The sequence below is a fragment of the Pseudomonas sp. KT_2_4 genome, assembly GCF_041410225.1.
Lineage (GTDB): Bacteria > Pseudomonadota > Gammaproteobacteria > Pseudomonadales > Pseudomonadaceae > Aquipseudomonas > Aquipseudomonas paracarnis.
Genome location: NZ_CP166962.1, coordinates 1,166,260 through 1,183,469, shown reverse-complemented (window position 1 = coordinate 1,183,469; position 17,210 = coordinate 1,166,260). Strand labels below are relative to the sequence as shown.

Below are 17,210 nucleotides of genomic sequence, written 5' to 3'. Positions count from 1 at the left end.
AAGAAGGTGATGGGTTATGAACGCAATAACAGACAACAAGCCGGCAACCGCACCGGTCAAGAACCGTCGACGCATGCCCACCGAGCTGAGTATCTTCCTGGTGCTGATCGGTATCGGCCTGGTGTTTGAACTGTTTGGCTGGATCGTGCGCGACCAGAGCTTTCTAATGAACTCCCAGCGTCTGGTGCTGATGATCCTGCAGGTGTCGATCATCGGCCTGCTGGCCATCGGTGTGACCCAGGTGATCATCACCACGGGCATCGATTTGTCGTCCGGCTCGGTGCTGGCCTTGTCAGCGATGATCGCCGCCAGCCTGGCGCAGACCTCCGACTTTTCCCGGGCGGTGTTTCCGTCCCTCACCGATTTGCCGGTGTGGATCCCGGTGGCGATGGGCTTGGGCGTGGGGCTTTTAGCGGGCGCGATCAACGGCAGCATTATTGCGGTCACCGGCATTCCGCCGTTTATCGCAACCCTGGGCATGATGGTCTCGGCCCGTGGCCTGGCGCGCTATTACACCGAAGGTCAGCCGGTGAGCATGCTCTCGGACTCCTACACGGCGATCGGCCATGGCGCGATGCCGGTGATTATCTTCCTGGTGGTGGCGGTGATCTTCCACATTGCCCTGCGTTACACCAAGTATGGCAAGTACACCTATGCCATCGGCGGCAACATGCAAGCGGCGCGCACTTCGGGGATCAACGTCAAGCGTCACTTGATCATCGTCTATAGCATCGCCGGTCTCCTGGCGGGCCTGGCCGGTGTGGTTGCCTCGGCACGTGCAGCGACGGGGCAAGCCGGCATGGGCATGTCCTACGAGCTGGACGCGATTGCCGCCGCAGTGATCGGCGGTACCAGCCTGGCCGGTGGAGTAGGGCGCATCACCGGCACGGTGATCGGCGCGTTGATCCTCGGGGTGATGGCCAGCGGGTTTACCTTTGTCGGGGTGGATGCGTATATCCAGGACATCATCAAGGGCCTGATCATTGTGGTGGCGGTGGTGATCGACCAATACCGCAACAAGCGCAAGCTCAAGCGCTGAGTTCCTGCCCTGTAGGAGCGAGCTTGTTCGCAAAAGCTGCAAAGATAACGCGGGCTTTCTGACTGAACGCGGTGTCCTTGAGTTCTTTGCGAGCAAGCTCGCTCCTACAGGGGATGAGGCACTTTCAACCGTTTGTCTTCTATATAGCTCCACAACACTGAATTTCTTGCTATAAACGCACTCCGATGACCATTCGCCAAGCCCGTCCTGGTGCCTTTGGGGGTTAATCGGGAAAAAATGCCTGTCTTTTCAGTTGCTGCGCCCTCAAGTCGGCCTTAGACTGCCGCCCCTCGTAAATTGAGTGCCGGGTGGCGCTTGAAATGGACGGCGCCCTTCCGAGACCTGCACAGGCCTTGCGGAACGCTCCCTTATTCGCCTTAATGCACGTATTTTTTATAGAGAAATCAATGACAAAGGAAAAGTTGCTGGCCATGCCGGCGGATGACTACATGAATGCCGAACAGCACGCTTTTTTCGAGAAGTTGCTGCAAGACATGAAGGTGGAACACCACGAGCGCATTGAGCAGAACCGTATCGCCATTGAAAGCCTGGACACCCCGGCCGACCCGGCTGACGCGGCTTCTGTCGAAGAAGAGCGCACCTGGCTGGTGAACGCCATTGACCGCGACCAGCGCATGCTGCCGCAACTTGAGCGTGCCCTGGAACGCATCAAGGAAGATTCCTTTGGCTGGTGTGACGACAGCGGCGAGCCTATCGGCCTCAAGCGCCTGCTGATCAGCCCCACCACCAAGTACTGCATCGAAGCGCAAGAGCGCCACGAGCAGATCGACAAGCACCAGCGTCAAGCTTGATCTGATGAATGGGGCGGCACTCGAGCTGGCCGTCCCCGTCTCTACATTGTTGCTGTTTATGCAATGAAGCTATTCCGCAGATAGCTTTTTCCAACTGGAATAAAACCGTAGCATGGCCAACATTGTTAGCCAGCTAACTAATGCTGCGGAGAAGCTCCATGCAAAACAAAGTCGATGTGGCCGTGATGATCGGCAGTGGCGTGCCTGAAACCCTTCGTGCCCTGGGCCAGCGCGCCTGCTGGGTGGTGTTGCTCAACGGTGAGCAACGCGGCACCGCGTTCGCCAGCCGGGACGAGGCGCAGGAATGCCAGGCTGCCTGGCAAGCGCTGTTACGCAGTGAAGAGTCAGACAGCCTGCACTGAATCAACCGTGGGGGACGTTCATGCAGCAGCGCATTGAGGTCATCCACTGCGGGCGCCCACTCTGCGTCGACGTGCAATTGTTCCCTGAGGAAGTTCGCCTGCTGTTCGCTCCAGAATGGCGCGTCGATGAGTTTTACCTCATCGGGCAGGCGATGTTCGGCGGTGAAACGTTCGATGGCTTCCTGGCTGGAATCCAGGCCCAGTTGTTCGAACAGGGTTTCAAGGGTTGGGGTCGTGGTGTCCATAACGTTCTCCATGCGGGTTTATCGTCATGCATGTGAGGGCTCGGGGGACGCCAGAGTTCTATCGGATTGTCAGGAATTGAGCGCGCCGCAATCCACGGCGGCTTTCAGTGCCTTGGCCGCCTCTTTGCCAGCGACGGCTGCTGCGTCGGCGGTTTTGAACCAGCGGTCTTTTTCCACTTGGTGCGCGGTGACCTTGTTCAGCGGTGGTTTGGCTCGCATGATGATGACCGCTTGAAACTCACCGTCTACTTCTCTCGCATCGCCGTGGATAATAAATTCGCCAATATCAAATTCCGTCACGTATGGCTTTCCCTTCAAGGTAACTGCGTTGATGAAACCTGACCCGCGGGGGGCAAACTTCCATGGACAGGCCAGTATGGCAGTTGTTGAGGGGCAGTGGCGCGGTAAAGTCATCCAGGCGACGAAACGATTCCGCCGCCTGAGGCGTATAGCTTGGCTTCAAGGGACTTGGCCAGTTCGCAGGCTTTGATGTGATCGCTGCGAAACCCCTTGATCTTGCCGCTGGGCACTTCAAGAATATGAAAAAAGTTCTTTCCTGCGGGTACAACTTGGTAAAGCACTGAATTGGAGTACCCATTCAGGTTCAGCAGGCAGTAGTATTGCTGTTCGTCGGGACATGGTGAACGAGTGTGGAAAGACGTAGCGTCGTGTTGACGTCGTTGCATGCTCAGCTCCTGTCGATCGATCCGGTTAGCTTGTCTGCGATGTTTCGGGTGGTTTTCACCCTGGTTGCTGTTCTAGTATTGTCGTCGGTAGTTCGTGACTGGTTCCATGCCCAGATGTTTTTTTGTGTTGGGATGTCGGAAAACTGCATTTTTAATTGGGTTATCCTCTGAAGTCGGCAGACCCGTATTCTCGGGTCGTTGAACCTGTGATTTGCTGTACCACCGGATAACCTTGTATGAGGTCATCCGCAGATGTCTGTACTAGCCTTACGAGTTCTCTTCAGTTTTTTAATGACGCTGTGATCGTGTCGTAACGGCCATTTTTTTGTGCTGCTCGCTTTGTCGACAGTGCTTTTTTTGATGTGGGGGCGTTTCCTTGGCAGTCAGTAATCTGGATATGCACGCGTTATTCGTGCTGGGTGATTTGCGCGCTAAGTTGGTCAAGCAGTTTCAATCCCGGTTTGTCTACGTCACTGAACAGACGCCGGAAGGTATTTATATCGCCGAAATCGATACCGAAGCGGCGCTGGTCGTGGATGACAAGCCACGTCTGGAACTCAAAGTGGGTGACCATTTTCGCGCGGCGGTGTTGCCCAGCCGTGAAGGTGGAAAGTTCGAATTGAGGTTTCGCGATATCAAGTTGACTGTGTACGGCATCGGCGACTATGCCTTTGTGTCGTCGAACGAAGGCCAGGGTATTGTGTTCAAGGAAGGCCACAGCGTGATGCTGGTATTCGCCGCCCACGAGCAATTGCAGGAAGGGTTGACCAAAACCCTGAAAGCCGTGACGGGCAAAGCCGCCAAATGGCGCAAGGGTGAGCTGGTGACCTTCAAGGCCAGCGAGTAGGCGCTGAACACGTTGTGCCTCTTTGTCTTTTGGAACCTCTACTACAGTTGAGTTGACTTAACTATTCAGAGGCTTCGCGCATTTGCAGCAAAGCCGTTCGCCATGACTGCGAAAACGCGAGGTGCAAAGGCATGAAAGGATTGAAGTCACTGCTGGCGATGGGCCTGACGACCCTGAGTCTGTCATTGCCGGTATCGGCCGCCCAGGCGCCGGTGCATTTTGCCGACCTGAACTGGGAAAGCGGCAGCCTGATCACAGAAGTACTGCGTTTTATCGTCGAGAAGGGCTATGACCTGCCCACCGACACGTTGCCTGGAACCACCATCACCCTGGAAACCGCCCTGGCCAAGAATGATATCCAGGTGATCGGCGAGGAGTGGGCAGGCCGCAGCCCTGTGTGGGTCAAGGCGCAAGCCGAAGGCAAGGTGGCGGGCCTGGGCGATATCGTCAAAGGCGCTACCGAAGGCTGGTGGGTGCCGGAATACGTGGTCAAGGGTGACCCCTCTAAAGGACTCAAGCCCCTGGCACCAGATTTGAAAAGCGTACAGGACCTGGCGCGCTACAAGGACGTGTTCAAAGACCCGGAGTCCCCAGGCAAGGGGCGCTTTCTCAACAGCCCCATCGGCTGGACCTCCGAGGTGGTCAACAAACAGAAGCTCAAGGCTTATGGGCTGGACGACAGCTACGTGAACTTCCGCAGCGGTTCGGGGGCGGCGCTGGATGCGGAGATTGCCTCGTCGATTCGCCGGGGCAAGCCCGTGCTGTTCTATTACTGGTCGCCGACCCCGTTGATGGGACGCTATAAATTGATCCAGCTGGAAGAACCGCCATTTGATGCAGATGCGTGGAAGACCCTGACTGACGCAGACAACCCGAACCCGAAGCCGACACGCTCATTGGCTTCCAAGCTGAGCATTGGCGTGTCGACGCCGTTCCAGCAGGAACATCCACAGATTGCCCAGTTCTTCGAGAAGGTCGAGTTTCCCATCGAGCCGCTTAACAAAGCCTTGGCGACGATGAGCGAGCACCACACGCCGCCTCGGGAGGTCGCCCAGGCGTTTCTCAAGGAACATCCGCAAGTGTGGAAGGCCTGGTTGACGGACGATGTGGCGCAGAAGGTCGAGGCGAGCCTCAAGTAACCGGAGGTCTTTGTATCGAGCGAAGATCAAGATGTGGGAGCTGGCTTGCCTGCGATGACTGAGTGTCAGACAACATATTTTTATGCTGACCCACCGCTATCGCAGGCAAGCCAGCTCCCACATTCAATTGCATTTCAAGTCAGCGGTCGTTGCAGCGTTAGAACTTGGTGTGTACGGCCAGCTCAAAGGTCCTCGGTGACCCCAGATAATACGCCGGCGACACATGGGCAAACTCCGCGTACACCTCGTTAGTCAGGTTACGCACGCGCCCGGTTACCGAGGTGTTCGCATCCAGCTTATAGCGCAGGAAGGTGCCGAACAGCGTATAGGCCGGTACGGTCTGGGTATTGGCATTGTCCGCGTACACCTGGGCGACATACCGCGCATCCACCCCACCTTGCCAATCCTCGGCAAAATCGTAGGTCAGCCATAGGTTACCCACGCGCTTGGGCACGTTGGTCGGCGTATTGCCCTTACGCGACACCACCGAGCCGCTGGCGATTTTCTCGTTGAACTCATCGTACTGCGCGTCTACCCAGGCGAAGTTGCCTTCGGCCAATAGCTTCGGCGTGATGCGCAACGAGCTGGCCAGTTCGATGCCCTTGGACGACTGCGCGCCCACCGGGATGCTGTTGGTCGGGTCCAGCGGGTCGGTGACGGCAAAGTCCTTGCGTTCGATCTTGTAGGCGGCGACCGTGGCGGAGCCCCGACCTTCCAGGTAATCGAACTTGCTGCCGATTTCCCATTGCTTGCCCGTGGACACGTCGAACACTTGGGTGGTGGTATTGGGCTGTTCGACGGCGGTGCTGTATTGCACATAGACGTTGGCGGACGGGATGAACTGATAGGTCAGGCCCACCCGGCCCGTTAGCGGCTCCCAACTGCGCTTGAAGTGCCGTGGGTTGGTGGCGGTGATGGTGCGGTGGTTGGTCACGTCCAGGTCGATGGCGTCATAGCGCAGGCCGGTCAGCAGCGAGAGCTTATCCGTCAGTCCCAGACGGTTTTCCACGAACAGTGCCTTGGTGGTTACTTGGTTGGTCTTGTCCTTGACGAAACCTGGCTGGGTACCGGGAATATCATAGAAGTGCCCTGGGTCGTAGTGGTTAGGGTCCACGGTACTTTTGCCCGGCACGTTCAAGGGGCTGTTGGTGGTGCTGTTGACCTTGTACTCAAAACCACCGGACCAGGTGGTAGCAAGGCCGAACACCCTCGTGTCATGGCGCAGTTCGAACTGGTTGCCGTTCTGCTCGCCCTGATGCCGCACCTGATAGGCCGTCGAGCGGTTCACCGCGCTGTTGTCGGCGTTGTACTGATAGGTCTCCAGGTTGCGGTAGTCGCGCTGGCTGTCGAGGTGGTAGAGGGTATTTTTCAGTGTGGTGCTGTCGTTGATCCGGTAGTCGATGATCGAGCGTGCCCAGATCGTACGTTGCTCATAACGGCCGTCGGCAACGTTGTAGTTATTGAAGCGGTTGTGCTTGTCGATCTTCAGCTCACCGGCCTTGGGGTTGAGTACCGGCGTGCCCCAATACGGGCTGTCTTCATGTTCGTCCTGATATTCCAGGGCCAGGGTGTGGGACAGATTCGGGGTGAGGTCGCTGAGCAGGGAAAACGCCACGCTCCAGGCATCGCGCTGGTCGCGGTCGATGTAGCTGTGGTTGGTGTTGCGGCTCACATCCAGGCGGGCGTAATGCTGCACCTCGGCACCGGGTTCGGTCAGCGCATGGTTGAGGCCGAACGCCAGACCGGCGGTGTCGTAGCTGCCATAGCTCAGTTGGCCTTCGATGGCCTGTTCCTCGCGGTTTGCCAGCTTGGTCACGTAGTTCAGCGAGCCACCCACTGAGCCTGCGCCGTTGATCAAGGAGGAGGGGCCGCCTACCAGTTCGACGCGGTCATAGATCCACGCATCCACCGGCCGCGCCAGGCCCGTGGCGACATTGATGCCGTTGAACATCTGGGTGATCTGGCTACTGGTAAACCCTCGGTACGAGACAAAACCGCCAAAACCGGGCGGGGCGCTGGCGTTGACACCGGGCAGGGTATTGGCCGCATCGCGGAAGGTCTTGGCGCCGTGGCGCTCGATATCGTTGCGGTTGGCGATGGCCACTGACGCCGGGGTTTCCCGCACGCTCAGGCCCAGGCGCGAGGCCATGCCGCTGGATTGGTCCAGGGCCAGCCCAGGCTCGGCACTTTGCTCGCCGTCAATGGTGGTCGGGGCCAACTCAAGGGCCGAGGCGCAAACAGGCAGGCAGCCGAACAGGCCCGCCAGCAGGGGTAAATGTTTCATGGTTGGAATCCTGAAAACTTGGCTCGAAAACAACGCACTGCTACCCGTACTCCTGACGGAAACGGGGCGATGCAGATCAGTAAGCGCAGGGATCAGGCAAGGGCAGGTGGCGCGCGCGGATTAGCCGCAGGCCAGGTGAAGCGGGCAGGGATGTCAGCGGCAAGCACCACCGCAGCAGGCGGTGCATGGGGTTGCGGCAGGACCGCCACATTCAGGTGGGAGTTGAGCGCCGGGCCCATGCCGCCGGTAGAACACAGCGGGCAACCAAACGCCTTCGACAGCGTTGGCAGGTTCTCGTCCGTCGAGTTGCTGGGCAGCGGCGCCTGGGTACGTGGGTCGACCGTACAGAACTGGCCGCTGATGCCGTTGAGCTGCATCCCCACCCTTTGCCCATGACCAATACTGCAGGCGAACACATTGAACAGGACGCAGCAGTAGAGCATCCAGGCAATGAGTGAACGGTCGGCACGGGCAAGTTTCATGGGGCGGCACTTTATCATCAGCGACCGACGAAATGCCTGCAAAAAAACTCAGGGCGGCTATCCTCATTCGCACATTTTTGTGGAGCGCCGACCATGAGCTTTGTGATTGCGCGGTGGATCGTCGGGGTATTTACCTTCATCAGCATGGTGCATCTGTATTGGGCTGCGGGTGGCAAGCTCGGCAGCCTGGCCGCGATCCCGCAACTGCCCGGAGAGTTTGCCAGCGGGCCCAGGCCGGCGTTCAAACCGTCGGCGCTGGGCACTTTTCTGGTGGCGATGGGGCTGGTGGCGATTGCCTTGCTTGTGTGCCTGCGCGCCGGGCTGTATTTCTCGCCGGTGTCCCATGGGGCGTTGCAGTGGGGCATCAGCGCGATTGCCGTGCTGATGTTTGCCCGAGCGATAGGGGATTCGGAGCTGGTGGGGTTCTTCAAGAAGGTCGGCGGGTCGCGGTTCGCTCGTCTGGACACCTACTTCTATTCGCCGTTGTGCCTGGTGTTGGGCGCCGGCTTGCTGGTAGTCGCCTGGACCTGAGCCTGAGCCCACAGATACCAGGCTGACACCGCGCAATCCAAAGGTGGGAGCTGGCTTGCCTGCGATGCAGGCACCTCGGTCTATCAACCAAACCGGGTCGATCCCTTCGCAGGCAAGCCAGCTCCCACCTTCAGCCGCGTTCGACAGGTAACCCCGAGCGCCACCAAGCCACGCTGGCCGCCATTTGATTCACCTCCAAGTATTTCCCAGACAAAACACACCCCCGGTTTTATAGCGCTTGACCTTCCCAGTATGGCAAGCCGGATAAAAACCCACGTGTCGGTTTGTCTTGAAAATTCCAAGGAGGGTGAACGATGTACACCAAACCAGTCAGCCTGATCACCGGGGTGTTGGCCGTAGCGTTGACGCTGGGCGGATGCTCAGACAATTCACCGCCAGCCGCGGCCGCCAAGCCCCCTGGCGTGCCGGTAGCCCAGGTGGTGGCGCGTGCGGTGACGCCGTTTGTGGAGTACACCGGTTCGTTGACCGCGATCGACCAGGTTCAATTGCGCCCGCGAGTCAGTGGCTATCTGCAAAGTGTCAGCGTGCCTGAAGGGCAGTTCGTGGCCAAGGGCAGTCCATTGTTTGTGATCGATCCGCGTATGTTCCAGGCGGCAGTGAACGCAGCCAAGGCACGTCTGCGCGAGGCCGAGGCCAATGCGTTGCTCGCCCAGGCCGAGCATGGCCGTGCCGAGCAGTTATATGCCAAGAAGGTGGTGGCACGTGATCGTCTCGACACCGCCGTTGCTTCGTTGAACGCCGGCAGAGCGCAGGTGGAGGCCGCCAGGGCTGCGCTGGATACGGCCCAACTGGACCTGAGTTACACCCGCGTCACCGCACCTATCAGCGGGCGTATCGACCGCGCCCTGGTGACGGAAGGCAACTATGTCACCCGTGGGGAAACAGCGCTGACCACGATTGTTTCCATCGACCCCTTGCATGTGTATTTCGATGTGGATGAACGCACCTACCTGCATTCGTTAGCAGCGACGCGGCAACACGCCGGGGCCAAGGGCGAACAAGCCGCCAAGGTCATGGTGGCGATGCTCAACGACACCACCTATGCACGGGCCGGTCGCGTGGATTTTCTGGCCAACTCGGCTGACCGCAAGACCGGCACGGTGCGCGTGCGTGCGGTGGTGGAAAACCCGGATGGGCGCTTGACGCCGGGGCTGTTCGCCAAGGTCAAGCTGGACACCGGCGCGGCGCAACCCCGGGTGTTGATTGCCGACCATTCCATCGGCACCGACCAGGGCCGTCGCTATGTGCTGGTAGTCGGTGAAGGTGATAAAACCGAATACCGCCCGGTGGAACTGGGCCCAGTGGTCGACGGCCTGCGGGTCATCGAACAGGGGCTGCAACCGGGCGAGCGCATTGTCGTCAAAGGGCTGGTGCGCCCCGGCATGCAGGTGACACCGCTGGCTGCCAGCATCGAGGGCAAGCCGCTTGAGGCTCCGCTGGCGGTGGGGGGCGTGCAATGAGCTTCCCACGCTTTTTCATTGACCGACCGATCTTCGCCATTGTCCTCTCGGTGTTGATGATGATCGGCGGCATCGTGGCCTTCTTCCATTTGCCGTTGAGCGAATACCCGGCCGTCACGCCGCCCACGGTGCAAGTGACCGCGTCGTATCCGGGGGCCAACCCGCAGGTGATTGCCGAGACGGTGGCAGCGCCGCTGGAACAGGTGATCACCGGGGTCGAGGGCATGCTTTACATGACCTCGCAGTCGGCCACCGATGGCCGCATGATCCTGACCGCGACCTTCGCCCAGGGCACCAACGCGGACATGGCGCAGATCCAGGTGCAGAACCGTGTTTCGCGAGCTTTGCCGCGCTTGCCCGAAGAGGTGCAGCGCCTGGGCGTGGTCACGCAGAAGACCTCGCCGGACATCCTCATGGTGGTCCACCTGCTGTCCCCCGACCAACGTTATGATCCGCTCTATATCTCCAACTATGCCTACCTGCAGGTGCGCGATGAGTTGTCGCGCCTGCCGGGGATCAACGATGTGCTGGTGTGGGGCGCGGGTGAATACAGCATGCGCCTGTGGCTCGACCCGGACCTGATCGCCGCCCGTGGCTTGACCGCCGGTGATGTGATTGCTGCCGTGCGCGAGCAGAACGTGCAAGTGGCCGCCGGCTCGGTCGGCCAGGCGCCGGACTCTACTGCGGCGTTCCAAGTCACGGTCAACACCCTCGGGCGCCTGACGGACGAAGAGCAGTTCGGCGATATCATCATCCGCACCGGCGATAACGGCCAGGTCACGCGCCTGCGTGATGTGGCCCGTATCGAGATGGGCGCCGATGCCTACGCGCTGCGCAGCCTGTTGGACGGCGAGCCGGCGGTGGCCTTGCAGATCATCCAGAGCCCAGGGGCCAATGCCCTCGATGTGGCGCAGTCGGTGCGCGAGACCATGCAGCGTCTGCAAACCAACTTCCCCGAGGGGCTGGTGTCGCGGATTGCCTATGACCCCACCGTGTTTGTGCGCGCTTCGCTGGAGTCGGTGGCCATCACGCTGATGGAAGCGATCCTGCTGGTGGTGATCGTGGTGGTGGTGTTCCTGCGCAACTGGCGTGCGTCGCTGATTCCTTTGATGGCCGTGCCGGTGTCGATCATTGGCACCTTTGCGGTCATGCACCTGATGGGCTTCTCCCTCAATACCTTATCGCTGTTTGGCCTGGTGCTGTCGATTGGCATCGTGGTCGACGATGCCATCGTGGTGGTGGAGAACGTCGAGCGGCATATCGAGAACGGCGAGGAGCCGATGCAGGCTGCGCGACGGGCGATGGGCGAGGTCACCGGCCCTATCATTGCGATCACCTCGGTGCTGGCGGCCGTGTTCATTCCCACCGCGTTTCTCAGTGGCCTGCAAGGCGAGTTCTATCGGCAATTTGCGCTGACCATCGCGATTTCCACCATCCTCTCGGCGGTCAACTCGTTGACCCTCAGCCCGGCGCTGGCCGGCCTGTTGCTGCGGCAACGGGATGCGGCCTTGGTGCATGACCCGCGCAGCCTGCGTGGTCGCGCCACGCGGCTGCTTGAGGTGCTGGGCCGGCCGTTTCAACGAGCGCCACAAGCCTATGGCAATACCGTGCGCAAGGTCGTCGGCCGTCGCGGCGTGGCGCTGTTGGCTTACGGCGGTTTGCTCGCGTTGACCTGGTTCGGCTTCAACGCGGTACCGGCCGGCTTCGTGCCGATGCAAGACAAATACTACCTGGTCGGCATCGCCCAACTGCCGAACGCGGCCTCGTTGGAGCGTACCGATGCGGTGGTGCGGCAAATGTCGAAAATCGCCCTGGATGAGCCGGGGGTCGAGAGCGTCGTGGCGTTCCCGGGGCTGTCGGTCAACGGCTTCGTCAACGTCCCGAATGCGGCGGTGATGTTTGTGATGCTTGATCCGTTCAAAGAGCGCACCTCGCCGGATATGGCGGCGGTCGCCATCGCCGGGCGTCTGCAAGCCAAGTTTGCGAGCATCCCCGACGGCTTCCTCGGCGTGTTCCCGCCGCCACCGGTGCCGGGGCTCGGGGTGACCGGGGGCTTCAAGCTGCAGGTCGAGGACCGTGGCGGCGTCGGGCTTGAGGCGCTGGTGCAGCAGACCCAGGTCCTGATGACCAAAGCCACTGAGTCAGGCCAAGTGGCCGGGCTGATGACCAGCCTGGACGTCAATGCGCCGCAACTGAATGTCGACATCGACCGCACCCAGGTCAAGAGCCAGGGCGTGCGCCTGGCGGATGTGTTCGAGTCGCTGCAGGTCTATCTGGGGTCGCTGTACGTCAATGACTTCAACCGGTTTGGCCGCACCTACAAAGTCACGGCCCAGGCCGATGCGGACCATCGCATGCAAGCCGAAGCCATCGGCCGTCTGCAGGTGCGCAATGCCGTCGGGGACATGCTGCCGTTATCAGCGTTTGTCACGGTCACGCCGAGCTCCGGGCCTGACCGGGTGATCCACTACAACGGCTATCCCTCGGCGGATATCTCTGGCGGCGCGATGCCTGGGGTCAGCTCAGGGCAGGCGGTTGCGCTCATGGAACGCCTGGCCCAGGAGGTACTGCCCGAGGGCGTGACCTATGAATGGACGGACCTGACCTACCAGCAAAAGCTCGCTGGGTCATCGGCCCTGTTTATTTTCCCGCTGTGTGTGTTGCTGGCGTATCTGATCCTCGCCGCGCAGTACAACAGTTGGCTGCTGCCGTTGGCGGTGTTGCTGATCGTGCCCATGTGCCTGCTCAGCGCAATCCTCGGCGTGTGGCTGGTGGAGGGCGACAACAACGTGTTCGTGCAGATCGGGTTGGTGGTGCTGGTGGGCTTGGCGGCGAAGAACGCCATCCTGATCGTCGAGTTTGCCCGCAGCCTCGAAGCCGAAGGCGCCAGCCCATTGGAAGCGGTGATCCACGCCTGTCAATTGCGCCTGCGCCCGATCCTGATGACGTCCCTGGCGTTTATCGCCGGCGTAGTCCCGCTGGTATTTGCCAGTGGGGCAGGCGCCGAGATGCGCCATGCCATGGGGGTTGCGGTGTTTGCCGGGATGTTGGGCGTGACGCTGTTCGGTCTGTTCCTGACGCCCGTGTTCTATGTGGTGATGCGCAGCCTGGCGCTGCGCGTGCAGCGCCAGGGGGCGAGTCCGAAGGTGCAGCTAAAGGAGAGCGCATCATGAAACAGGCGTATCCAGCTTTTCTGTTGTCGTTGACCCTGCTGGCCGGTTGCGGCTCGGTTGGGCCTGATTACTCCGCGCCGGTGCTGCCTGCTGCGCAGCGGGCGACGAGCTTCGGCGCGCCCATCGCCGGGCTTGGTCCGGGCGAGGTAGAGGTGCAGTGGTGGCAAGTGTTCGACGAGCCAGCACTGAGCCAATTGATCCAACGGGCACTGGCGGCCAACCACGACATCGGCATCGCCGCCGCGCGCCTGGACGAAGCCAAGGCGTTGCTGCGCGAAAGCCGCCAAGGCTTCCTGCCCAGCGGCGGCGCTGCCCTGGGCTACGAGCACCGCCAGCGTAGCGAGGTCGAGACTCCCTTCGGCGAGCAGCGCTCTATTGAAACCACCCGCGCGGCGGTGGATGCAGCCTGGGAAATCGACTTGTTTGGGCGCGTGCGTCGCTCGGTGGAGGCGGCCCAGGCCCAGGCGGGGTCGCGTCAGGCATTGCTGCGCAGCGTGCAAGCGAGCGTCGCGGCGACGGTCGCGGCAACCTGGTTCGAGTTACAAGGGATCGAAGCCGAACAGGCGGTGGTCGCGGATATCAGTCAGAGCCAGCGCGACAGCCTGGGCCTGGTGGGGCAGATGGTCAGCGTCGGCGCCGCCACCGAATTCGACCGGCTGCGGGCCGAGGCCTTGTTGCGCAATGTCGAGGCGGTAGCGCCTGACCTGGAGCGACGTCGCGCCAAGTCAACCAACGCGCTGGCGGTGCTGCTGGGGCAAGCGCCCCAGGGGTTCAAGCCACCGCTGGCCCGGCCTGGGCGTGAAACCTTGAACCTGCGCACGTTGCAGGTGGGAGACCCGGCCGGCTTGCTGGCGCGCCGCGCCGATATTGCCGCGGCCGAACGCACGCTGGCGGCTGCGACCGCGCAGATTGGCGTGGAAACCGCTGGCTTGTATCCGGACATCCAGGTGCAGGGCTCCATCGGTTTACTGGCCGGAAGTCTCAGCGCCCTGGGCGATGCGGGCATGCAGTCGAACTTTATCGCGCCGGTGATTCGCTGGTCGTTGCTGGACACCGGGCGCGTACGAGCGCGGATTGCCGCCAGCGAGGCACGCACCCAGGCGGCATTGATCGCTTATGACCAGACCGTGTTGCGGGCCCTGCAGGAAACCGATGATGCGTTCCAGGCCAACCGTACGGCCGGCAACGCCCTGGGCTTGCGGTTGTTGGAGGCGGCCGCCAACCGTGAGGCAGCCAGCTTTGCGCGCGAGCGGTTTGCGCAAGGTGAGGGTGTGTACCTGGATGTGCTTGAGGCCGAACGCGCGGACTTCACCAGCCGCCGGGCGTTGACGGCGGCGCGCACGGAACAGCGCTTGGCGGTGGTGGGGATCTATAAGGCGCTGGGTGGTGGGTGGGAGGTCTGTGAGCGGGCGGGGCAGGCGTGCCAGGGGGCCACGGTGTTGCGCTAACGTGGACCTGTGGGCGCTGGCTTGCCTGCGAAGGCGGCCCGCCAGCCGACGCCTATCTACCCGACACCCCAACGATCCAACTGTGGGAGCTGGCTTGCCTGCGATAGCGGCCTGACAGTCGATACAGTTATACCGAGTACATATCCATTCCTGCGGTAACGGCCACTTAGGGTTCCGCTTTTACAGCGGCTCACTTTTGAAAAGCGCAAAAGTAAGCAAAACGCTCTTGCCCCACCACTCGGCACCTCGCCCAGGCTCGGTGTGCCCGTAATCCGCCAGTGATTTGGGGGGCCGCCGCCACGCGCCATCCATGGCGCGGGGCGGCTAAACCGGCATCCCTGCCGGTTTACCCCCCAAATCCCTGTCGAATTACGGCCAGCGTGGTTTAACGGGGCGCCTAAGATCAAGATCAAGAGCGGCTCGCTTCGCATCGTGGTTACCGTCTACCGTTACAGCGTTGTGCAAATACTCATCCTCGCCTCAGGCAAACAGGCCAAGATTTCGCGCCTCGACAGCTCTGCGTCCGTCATACTGGCAAGCATGACTTTCGACTCGCCTCTCGCCGCTTATCAACATGCAATCGCCCAACCAGGTTTCGTCGCCGACGATGCCCAGCGCCGGGCGGTACAAGCCTTGCAAGTCTGTCACGAGGCCTTGCATCAAGGGCGTTCGTCGATTGCCGGCGTTTACCTCTGGGGGCCGGTGGGGCGTGGCAAGACCTGGTTGATGGACCAGTTCTACCAAAGCCTGCACGTGCCTGCGCGGCGTCAGCATTTTCACCACTTCATGGCCTGGGTCCACCAGCGTTTATTCCAGCTCACGGGCACCCAGGCCCCCTTGCAGGCGTTGGCCAGGGAGCTGAGCCAGGCGGTGCGTGTGCTGTGCTTCGATGAGCTGTTTGTGAATGACATCGGGGACGCGATCATTCTCGGTCGCCTGTTCCAGGTGATGTTCGAGGAGGGTGTGGTGATGGTGTGCACGTCCAACCAGCCGCCCGACCAGCTGTATGCCGATGGCTTCAACCGTGAGCGTTTCCTGCCGGGCATCGATGCGCTCAAGCAGCATATGCAGGTGGTGGCCGTGGACGGTGGCGAGGATCATCGCTTGCATCCCGGCGTGGGCATGCAGCGTTATTGGGTGAATCAACCCGAGGCACTGGCGGCGGTGTTCCGACAATTGAGCCAAGGCCAAGCCGTGAACAGTGTGGCGGTAAGCGTAGGGCACCGCACCATCATGACGGTGCAGGCCAGTGATACCGTGCTTTGGTGTCGCTATGCCGACCTGTGTGAGCAACCCCTGGCCGCCATGGATTTCATGCTGGTGTGTGATCGCTTCCACGCCATTCTGCTGGGAGGCGTCCCTAACCTCAGTGCACAAATACGCCCGGGTCGAATTGCCCGTGGCACCGAAGATGGCGCCGAGCGCGTGGTGGCCGGGGATCGAGAGTTGCCGCAGTTGTCGGTGCACGATGACAGCGTGCGACGTTTTATCGCGTTAGTGGACGAATGCTACGACCGCAAAGTGCCACTCTTTATCGACGCCGCGGTGCCGTTGCACAGCCTGTACACCGAAGGCTACCTGGAGTTTCCTTTCCGCCGCACCCTGAGCCGTCTGCAAGAGATGCAGCTGCAACGCTTCGCCACATAGGAAAAATCGCTGTACCAAAGCTCATTGCACGCTTTGATGCGCGCAACCTTCGCACTTTCTGTCAGCTATTTGTCGCTTATCTCCTTCATCTACTGCCGACTCCACGCTTACAATCGCACCTCTCAAAGGGAACCGATTCCCTGGTTGTCGCTATCGAGGAAGGACATGGACACCCCAGACATCCTGGTGCTGCAAGCCAGCTATACCAACGCCGTGCACGCCGACGCCATTGGCCTGCTGCTCAACTCTTACGCTGAAGACCCGATGGGCGGCGGCCACAGCCTGCCAGCCGATCTCTTGCAGCAACTGCCAGCCGAACTGGCCAAGCGCCCACACGCGTTCAGTGTGCTGGCGTTCGTCGGGGGGGAGCCAGCGGGGTTGGTCAATTGTTTCGAAGGCTTTTCGACCTTCGCCTGCCGGCCCTTGGTCAACGTCCACGACGTGATGGTGAAGGAGCAATTTCGGGGTTTGGGGTTGAGTCAGAAGATGCTGCAAAAGGTCGAGGAAATCGCCCGGCAGCGCGGTTGCTGCAAGATCACCCTCGAAGTGCTGGAAGGTAATGCCCTGGCGCAGTCGGCATACCGCAAGTTCGGGTTTGACGACTCAGTGTTTGATCCCGCCCATGGGCGAATGCTGTTCTGGCATAAGCCGTTGTAATAAATAACCGGCAAAAAAAGGGCGCCATTAAAGGGCGCCCAATAAACCTTTGCCAACGGAGCAGAATGGCGCAGGGTGCTACGGATTAAGTAAGCATTAACTCAGCTGTTCGGTTGTGCCTGATCAACAGTCTCAGACTTAACCGATTTGCCATCGGCGCTGGCAACTTGTTGCTCAGCCTTGCCGTGGGTTTTTTCCTGAATGAAGCTGAAGTTGTTGTAGAACTCCTTGGAGCGCTCTGCGCCGCCCTCTGCAAAGGCGGCGGCGGAGGTCAGGGTCATCAGGCTGGCCAGTATCAAGGTCGACATTTTCATCGTGGTATTCCCATTAAAAGTGATAGGTGTCCGGTCGCTCCGTGATCAGATCATGGAGCGACT

General features: G+C 60.6%; 16 protein-coding genes and 1 pseudogene. 11 read left to right on the top strand and 6 right to left on the bottom strand.

Translation table 11 applies throughout. The features are described 5' to 3' along the window. The first annotated feature begins 16 nt into the window (after window positions 1–16). The 3 genes from AB9N64_RS05295 to AB9N64_RS05285 all read left to right on the top strand — a co-directional run bounded on the left by AB9N64_RS05295 (window position 17) and on the right by AB9N64_RS05285 (window position 2,213). Complete coding sequence (locus AB9N64_RS05295) at window positions 17–1,039, top strand: ABC transporter permease (protein WP_003191668.1); 1,023 nt, start codon at window positions 17–19, stop codon at window positions 1,037–1,039. Between the two features lie 407 nt (window positions 1,040–1,446). After that, complete coding sequence (locus AB9N64_RS05290; protein ID WP_003191666.1) at window positions 1,447–1,851, top strand: TraR/DksA C4-type zinc finger protein; 405 nt, start codon at window positions 1,447–1,449, stop codon at window positions 1,849–1,851. A 158-nt stretch (window positions 1,852–2,009) separates the two neighbouring features. Next, complete coding sequence (locus AB9N64_RS05285; protein ID WP_014718764.1) at window positions 2,010–2,213, top strand: hypothetical protein; 204 nt, start codon at window positions 2,010–2,012, stop codon at window positions 2,211–2,213. Window positions 2,214–2,224: 11 nt separating this feature from the next. Here AB9N64_RS05285 and AB9N64_RS05280 read toward each other — a convergent pair. The 3 genes and pseudogenes from AB9N64_RS05280 to AB9N64_RS05270 all read right to left on the bottom strand — a co-directional run. Further along, a pseudogene (locus AB9N64_RS05280) lies at window positions 2,225–2,458 on the bottom strand (DUF2789 domain-containing protein); the annotation flags it as partial. A gap of 69 nt (window positions 2,459–2,527) precedes the next feature. Further along, complete coding sequence (locus AB9N64_RS05275; RefSeq protein WP_014718762.1) at window positions 2,528–2,758, bottom strand: hypothetical protein; 231 nt, start codon at window positions 2,756–2,758, stop codon at window positions 2,528–2,530. Between the two features lie 110 nt (window positions 2,759–2,868). Next, window positions 2,869–3,144: a hypothetical protein gene (locus AB9N64_RS05270; protein ID WP_032872432.1), complete on the bottom strand. Its 276-nt coding sequence runs from the start codon at window positions 3,142–3,144 to the stop codon at window positions 2,869–2,871. Window positions 3,145–3,541: 397 nt separating this feature from the next. Here AB9N64_RS05270 and AB9N64_RS05265 point away from each other — a divergent pair, with 397 nt between their 5' ends. Together AB9N64_RS05265 and AB9N64_RS05260 are read left to right on the top strand one after the other, a co-directional pair. Then, window positions 3,542–3,991 (top strand): hypothetical protein, encoded by a 450-nt coding sequence (locus tag AB9N64_RS05265; RefSeq protein ID WP_177336922.1) that lies wholly within the window; start codon window positions 3,542–3,544, stop codon window positions 3,989–3,991. A 131-nt stretch (window positions 3,992–4,122) separates the two neighbouring features. Continuing rightward, the gene (locus tag AB9N64_RS05260) at window positions 4,123–5,130 is read left to right on the top strand and encodes an ABC transporter substrate-binding protein (protein ID WP_106111303.1); all 1,008 of its coding nucleotides are present in this window, start codon (window positions 4,123–4,125) and stop codon (window positions 5,128–5,130) included. A 157-nt stretch (window positions 5,131–5,287) separates the two neighbouring features. On the opposite strand, the gene AB9N64_RS05255 is transcribed toward AB9N64_RS05260, so the two are convergent. After that, window positions 5,288–7,414 (bottom strand): TonB-dependent siderophore receptor, encoded by a 2,127-nt coding sequence (locus AB9N64_RS05255; RefSeq protein ID WP_106111304.1) that lies wholly within the window; start codon window positions 7,412–7,414, stop codon window positions 5,288–5,290. Between the two features lie 92 nt (window positions 7,415–7,506). Next, window positions 7,507–7,896, bottom strand: a complete 390-nt coding sequence (locus tag AB9N64_RS05250; RefSeq protein ID WP_014718757.1) for a DUF2946 domain-containing protein — start codon at window positions 7,894–7,896, stop codon at window positions 7,507–7,509. Window positions 7,897–7,989: 93 nt separating this feature from the next. Between AB9N64_RS05250 and AB9N64_RS05245 the strand changes: the two genes are divergently transcribed. The 6 genes from AB9N64_RS05245 (at window position 7,990) to AB9N64_RS05220 (ending at window position 16,833) form a co-directional block, all read left to right on the top strand. Further along, a complete protein-coding gene (locus AB9N64_RS05245; protein WP_014718756.1) occupies window positions 7,990–8,427 on the top strand; it encodes a DUF3995 domain-containing protein in 438 nt (145 codons plus the stop codon). 314 nt (window positions 8,428–8,741) lie between these two features. Beyond that, entirely contained in the window at window positions 8,742–9,908 is a 1,167-nt protein-coding gene (locus tag AB9N64_RS05240) for an efflux RND transporter periplasmic adaptor subunit (RefSeq protein ID WP_014718755.1), read from the top strand. After that, a complete protein-coding gene (locus AB9N64_RS05235; RefSeq protein WP_073454314.1) occupies window positions 9,905–13,081 on the top strand; it encodes an efflux RND transporter permease subunit in 3,177 nt (1,058 codons plus the stop codon). Before AB9N64_RS05240 ends, AB9N64_RS05235 begins: the two co-directional genes overlap by 4 nt. Continuing rightward, window positions 13,078–14,529, top strand: a complete 1,452-nt coding sequence (locus AB9N64_RS05230) for an efflux transporter outer membrane subunit (RefSeq protein ID WP_133632806.1) — start codon at window positions 13,078–13,080, stop codon at window positions 14,527–14,529. Before AB9N64_RS05235 ends, AB9N64_RS05230 begins: the two co-directional genes overlap by 4 nt. Before the next feature lie 540 nt (window positions 14,530–15,069). Then, window positions 15,070–16,176 (top strand): cell division protein ZapE, encoded by a 1,107-nt coding sequence (gene zapE / locus AB9N64_RS05225; protein WP_371360021.1) that lies wholly within the window; start codon window positions 15,070–15,072, stop codon window positions 16,174–16,176. 165 nt (window positions 16,177–16,341) lie between these two features. After that, window positions 16,342–16,833, top strand: a complete 492-nt coding sequence (locus tag AB9N64_RS05220; RefSeq protein WP_014718751.1) for a GNAT family N-acetyltransferase — start codon at window positions 16,342–16,344, stop codon at window positions 16,831–16,833. A 101-nt stretch (window positions 16,834–16,934) separates the two neighbouring features. Here the strand turns inward: AB9N64_RS05220 and AB9N64_RS05215 are convergent, their stop codons facing one another. After that, window positions 16,935–17,147 (bottom strand): hypothetical protein, encoded by a 213-nt coding sequence (locus AB9N64_RS05215; protein ID WP_014718750.1) that lies wholly within the window; start codon window positions 17,145–17,147, stop codon window positions 16,935–16,937. Window positions 17,148–17,210 lie beyond the last annotated feature (63 nt).

Coding starts and splice junctions, on each gene's coding strand:
- AB9N64_RS05295 (WP_003191668.1), top strand. CDS start 17: ATGAACGCAATAACAGACAACAAGCCGGCAACCGCACCGGTCAAGAAC.
- AB9N64_RS05220 (WP_014718751.1), top strand. CDS start 16,342: ATGGACACCCCAGACATCCTGGTGCTGCAAGCCAGCTATACCAACGCC.
- AB9N64_RS05240 (WP_014718755.1), top strand. CDS start 8,742: ATGTACACCAAACCAGTCAGCCTGATCACCGGGGTGTTGGCCGTAGCG.
- AB9N64_RS05260 (WP_106111303.1), top strand. CDS start 4,123: ATGAAAGGATTGAAGTCACTGCTGGCGATGGGCCTGACGACCCTGAGT.
- zapE (WP_371360021.1), top strand. CDS start 15,070: ATGACTTTCGACTCGCCTCTCGCCGCTTATCAACATGCAATCGCCCAA.
- AB9N64_RS05285 (WP_014718764.1), top strand. CDS start 2,010: ATGCAAAACAAAGTCGATGTGGCCGTGATGATCGGCAGTGGCGTGCCT.
- AB9N64_RS05245 (WP_014718756.1), top strand. CDS start 7,990: ATGAGCTTTGTGATTGCGCGGTGGATCGTCGGGGTATTTACCTTCATC.
- AB9N64_RS05215 (WP_014718750.1), bottom strand. CDS start 17,147: ATGAAAATGTCGACCTTGATACTGGCCAGCCTGATGACCCTGACCTCC.
- AB9N64_RS05255 (WP_106111304.1), bottom strand. CDS start 7,414: ATGAAACATTTACCCCTGCTGGCGGGCCTGTTCGGCTGCCTGCCTGTT.
- AB9N64_RS05235 (WP_073454314.1), top strand. CDS start 9,905: ATGAGCTTCCCACGCTTTTTCATTGACCGACCGATCTTCGCCATTGTC.
- AB9N64_RS05290 (WP_003191666.1), top strand. CDS start 1,447: ATGACAAAGGAAAAGTTGCTGGCCATGCCGGCGGATGACTACATGAAT.
- AB9N64_RS05250 (WP_014718757.1), bottom strand. CDS start 7,896: ATGAAACTTGCCCGTGCCGACCGTTCACTCATTGCCTGGATGCTCTAC.
- AB9N64_RS05230 (WP_133632806.1), top strand. CDS start 13,078: ATGAAACAGGCGTATCCAGCTTTTCTGTTGTCGTTGACCCTGCTGGCC.
- AB9N64_RS05265 (WP_177336922.1), top strand. CDS start 3,542: ATGCACGCGTTATTCGTGCTGGGTGATTTGCGCGCTAAGTTGGTCAAG.
- AB9N64_RS05270 (WP_032872432.1), bottom strand. CDS start 3,144: ATGCAACGACGTCAACACGACGCTACGTCTTTCCACACTCGTTCACCA.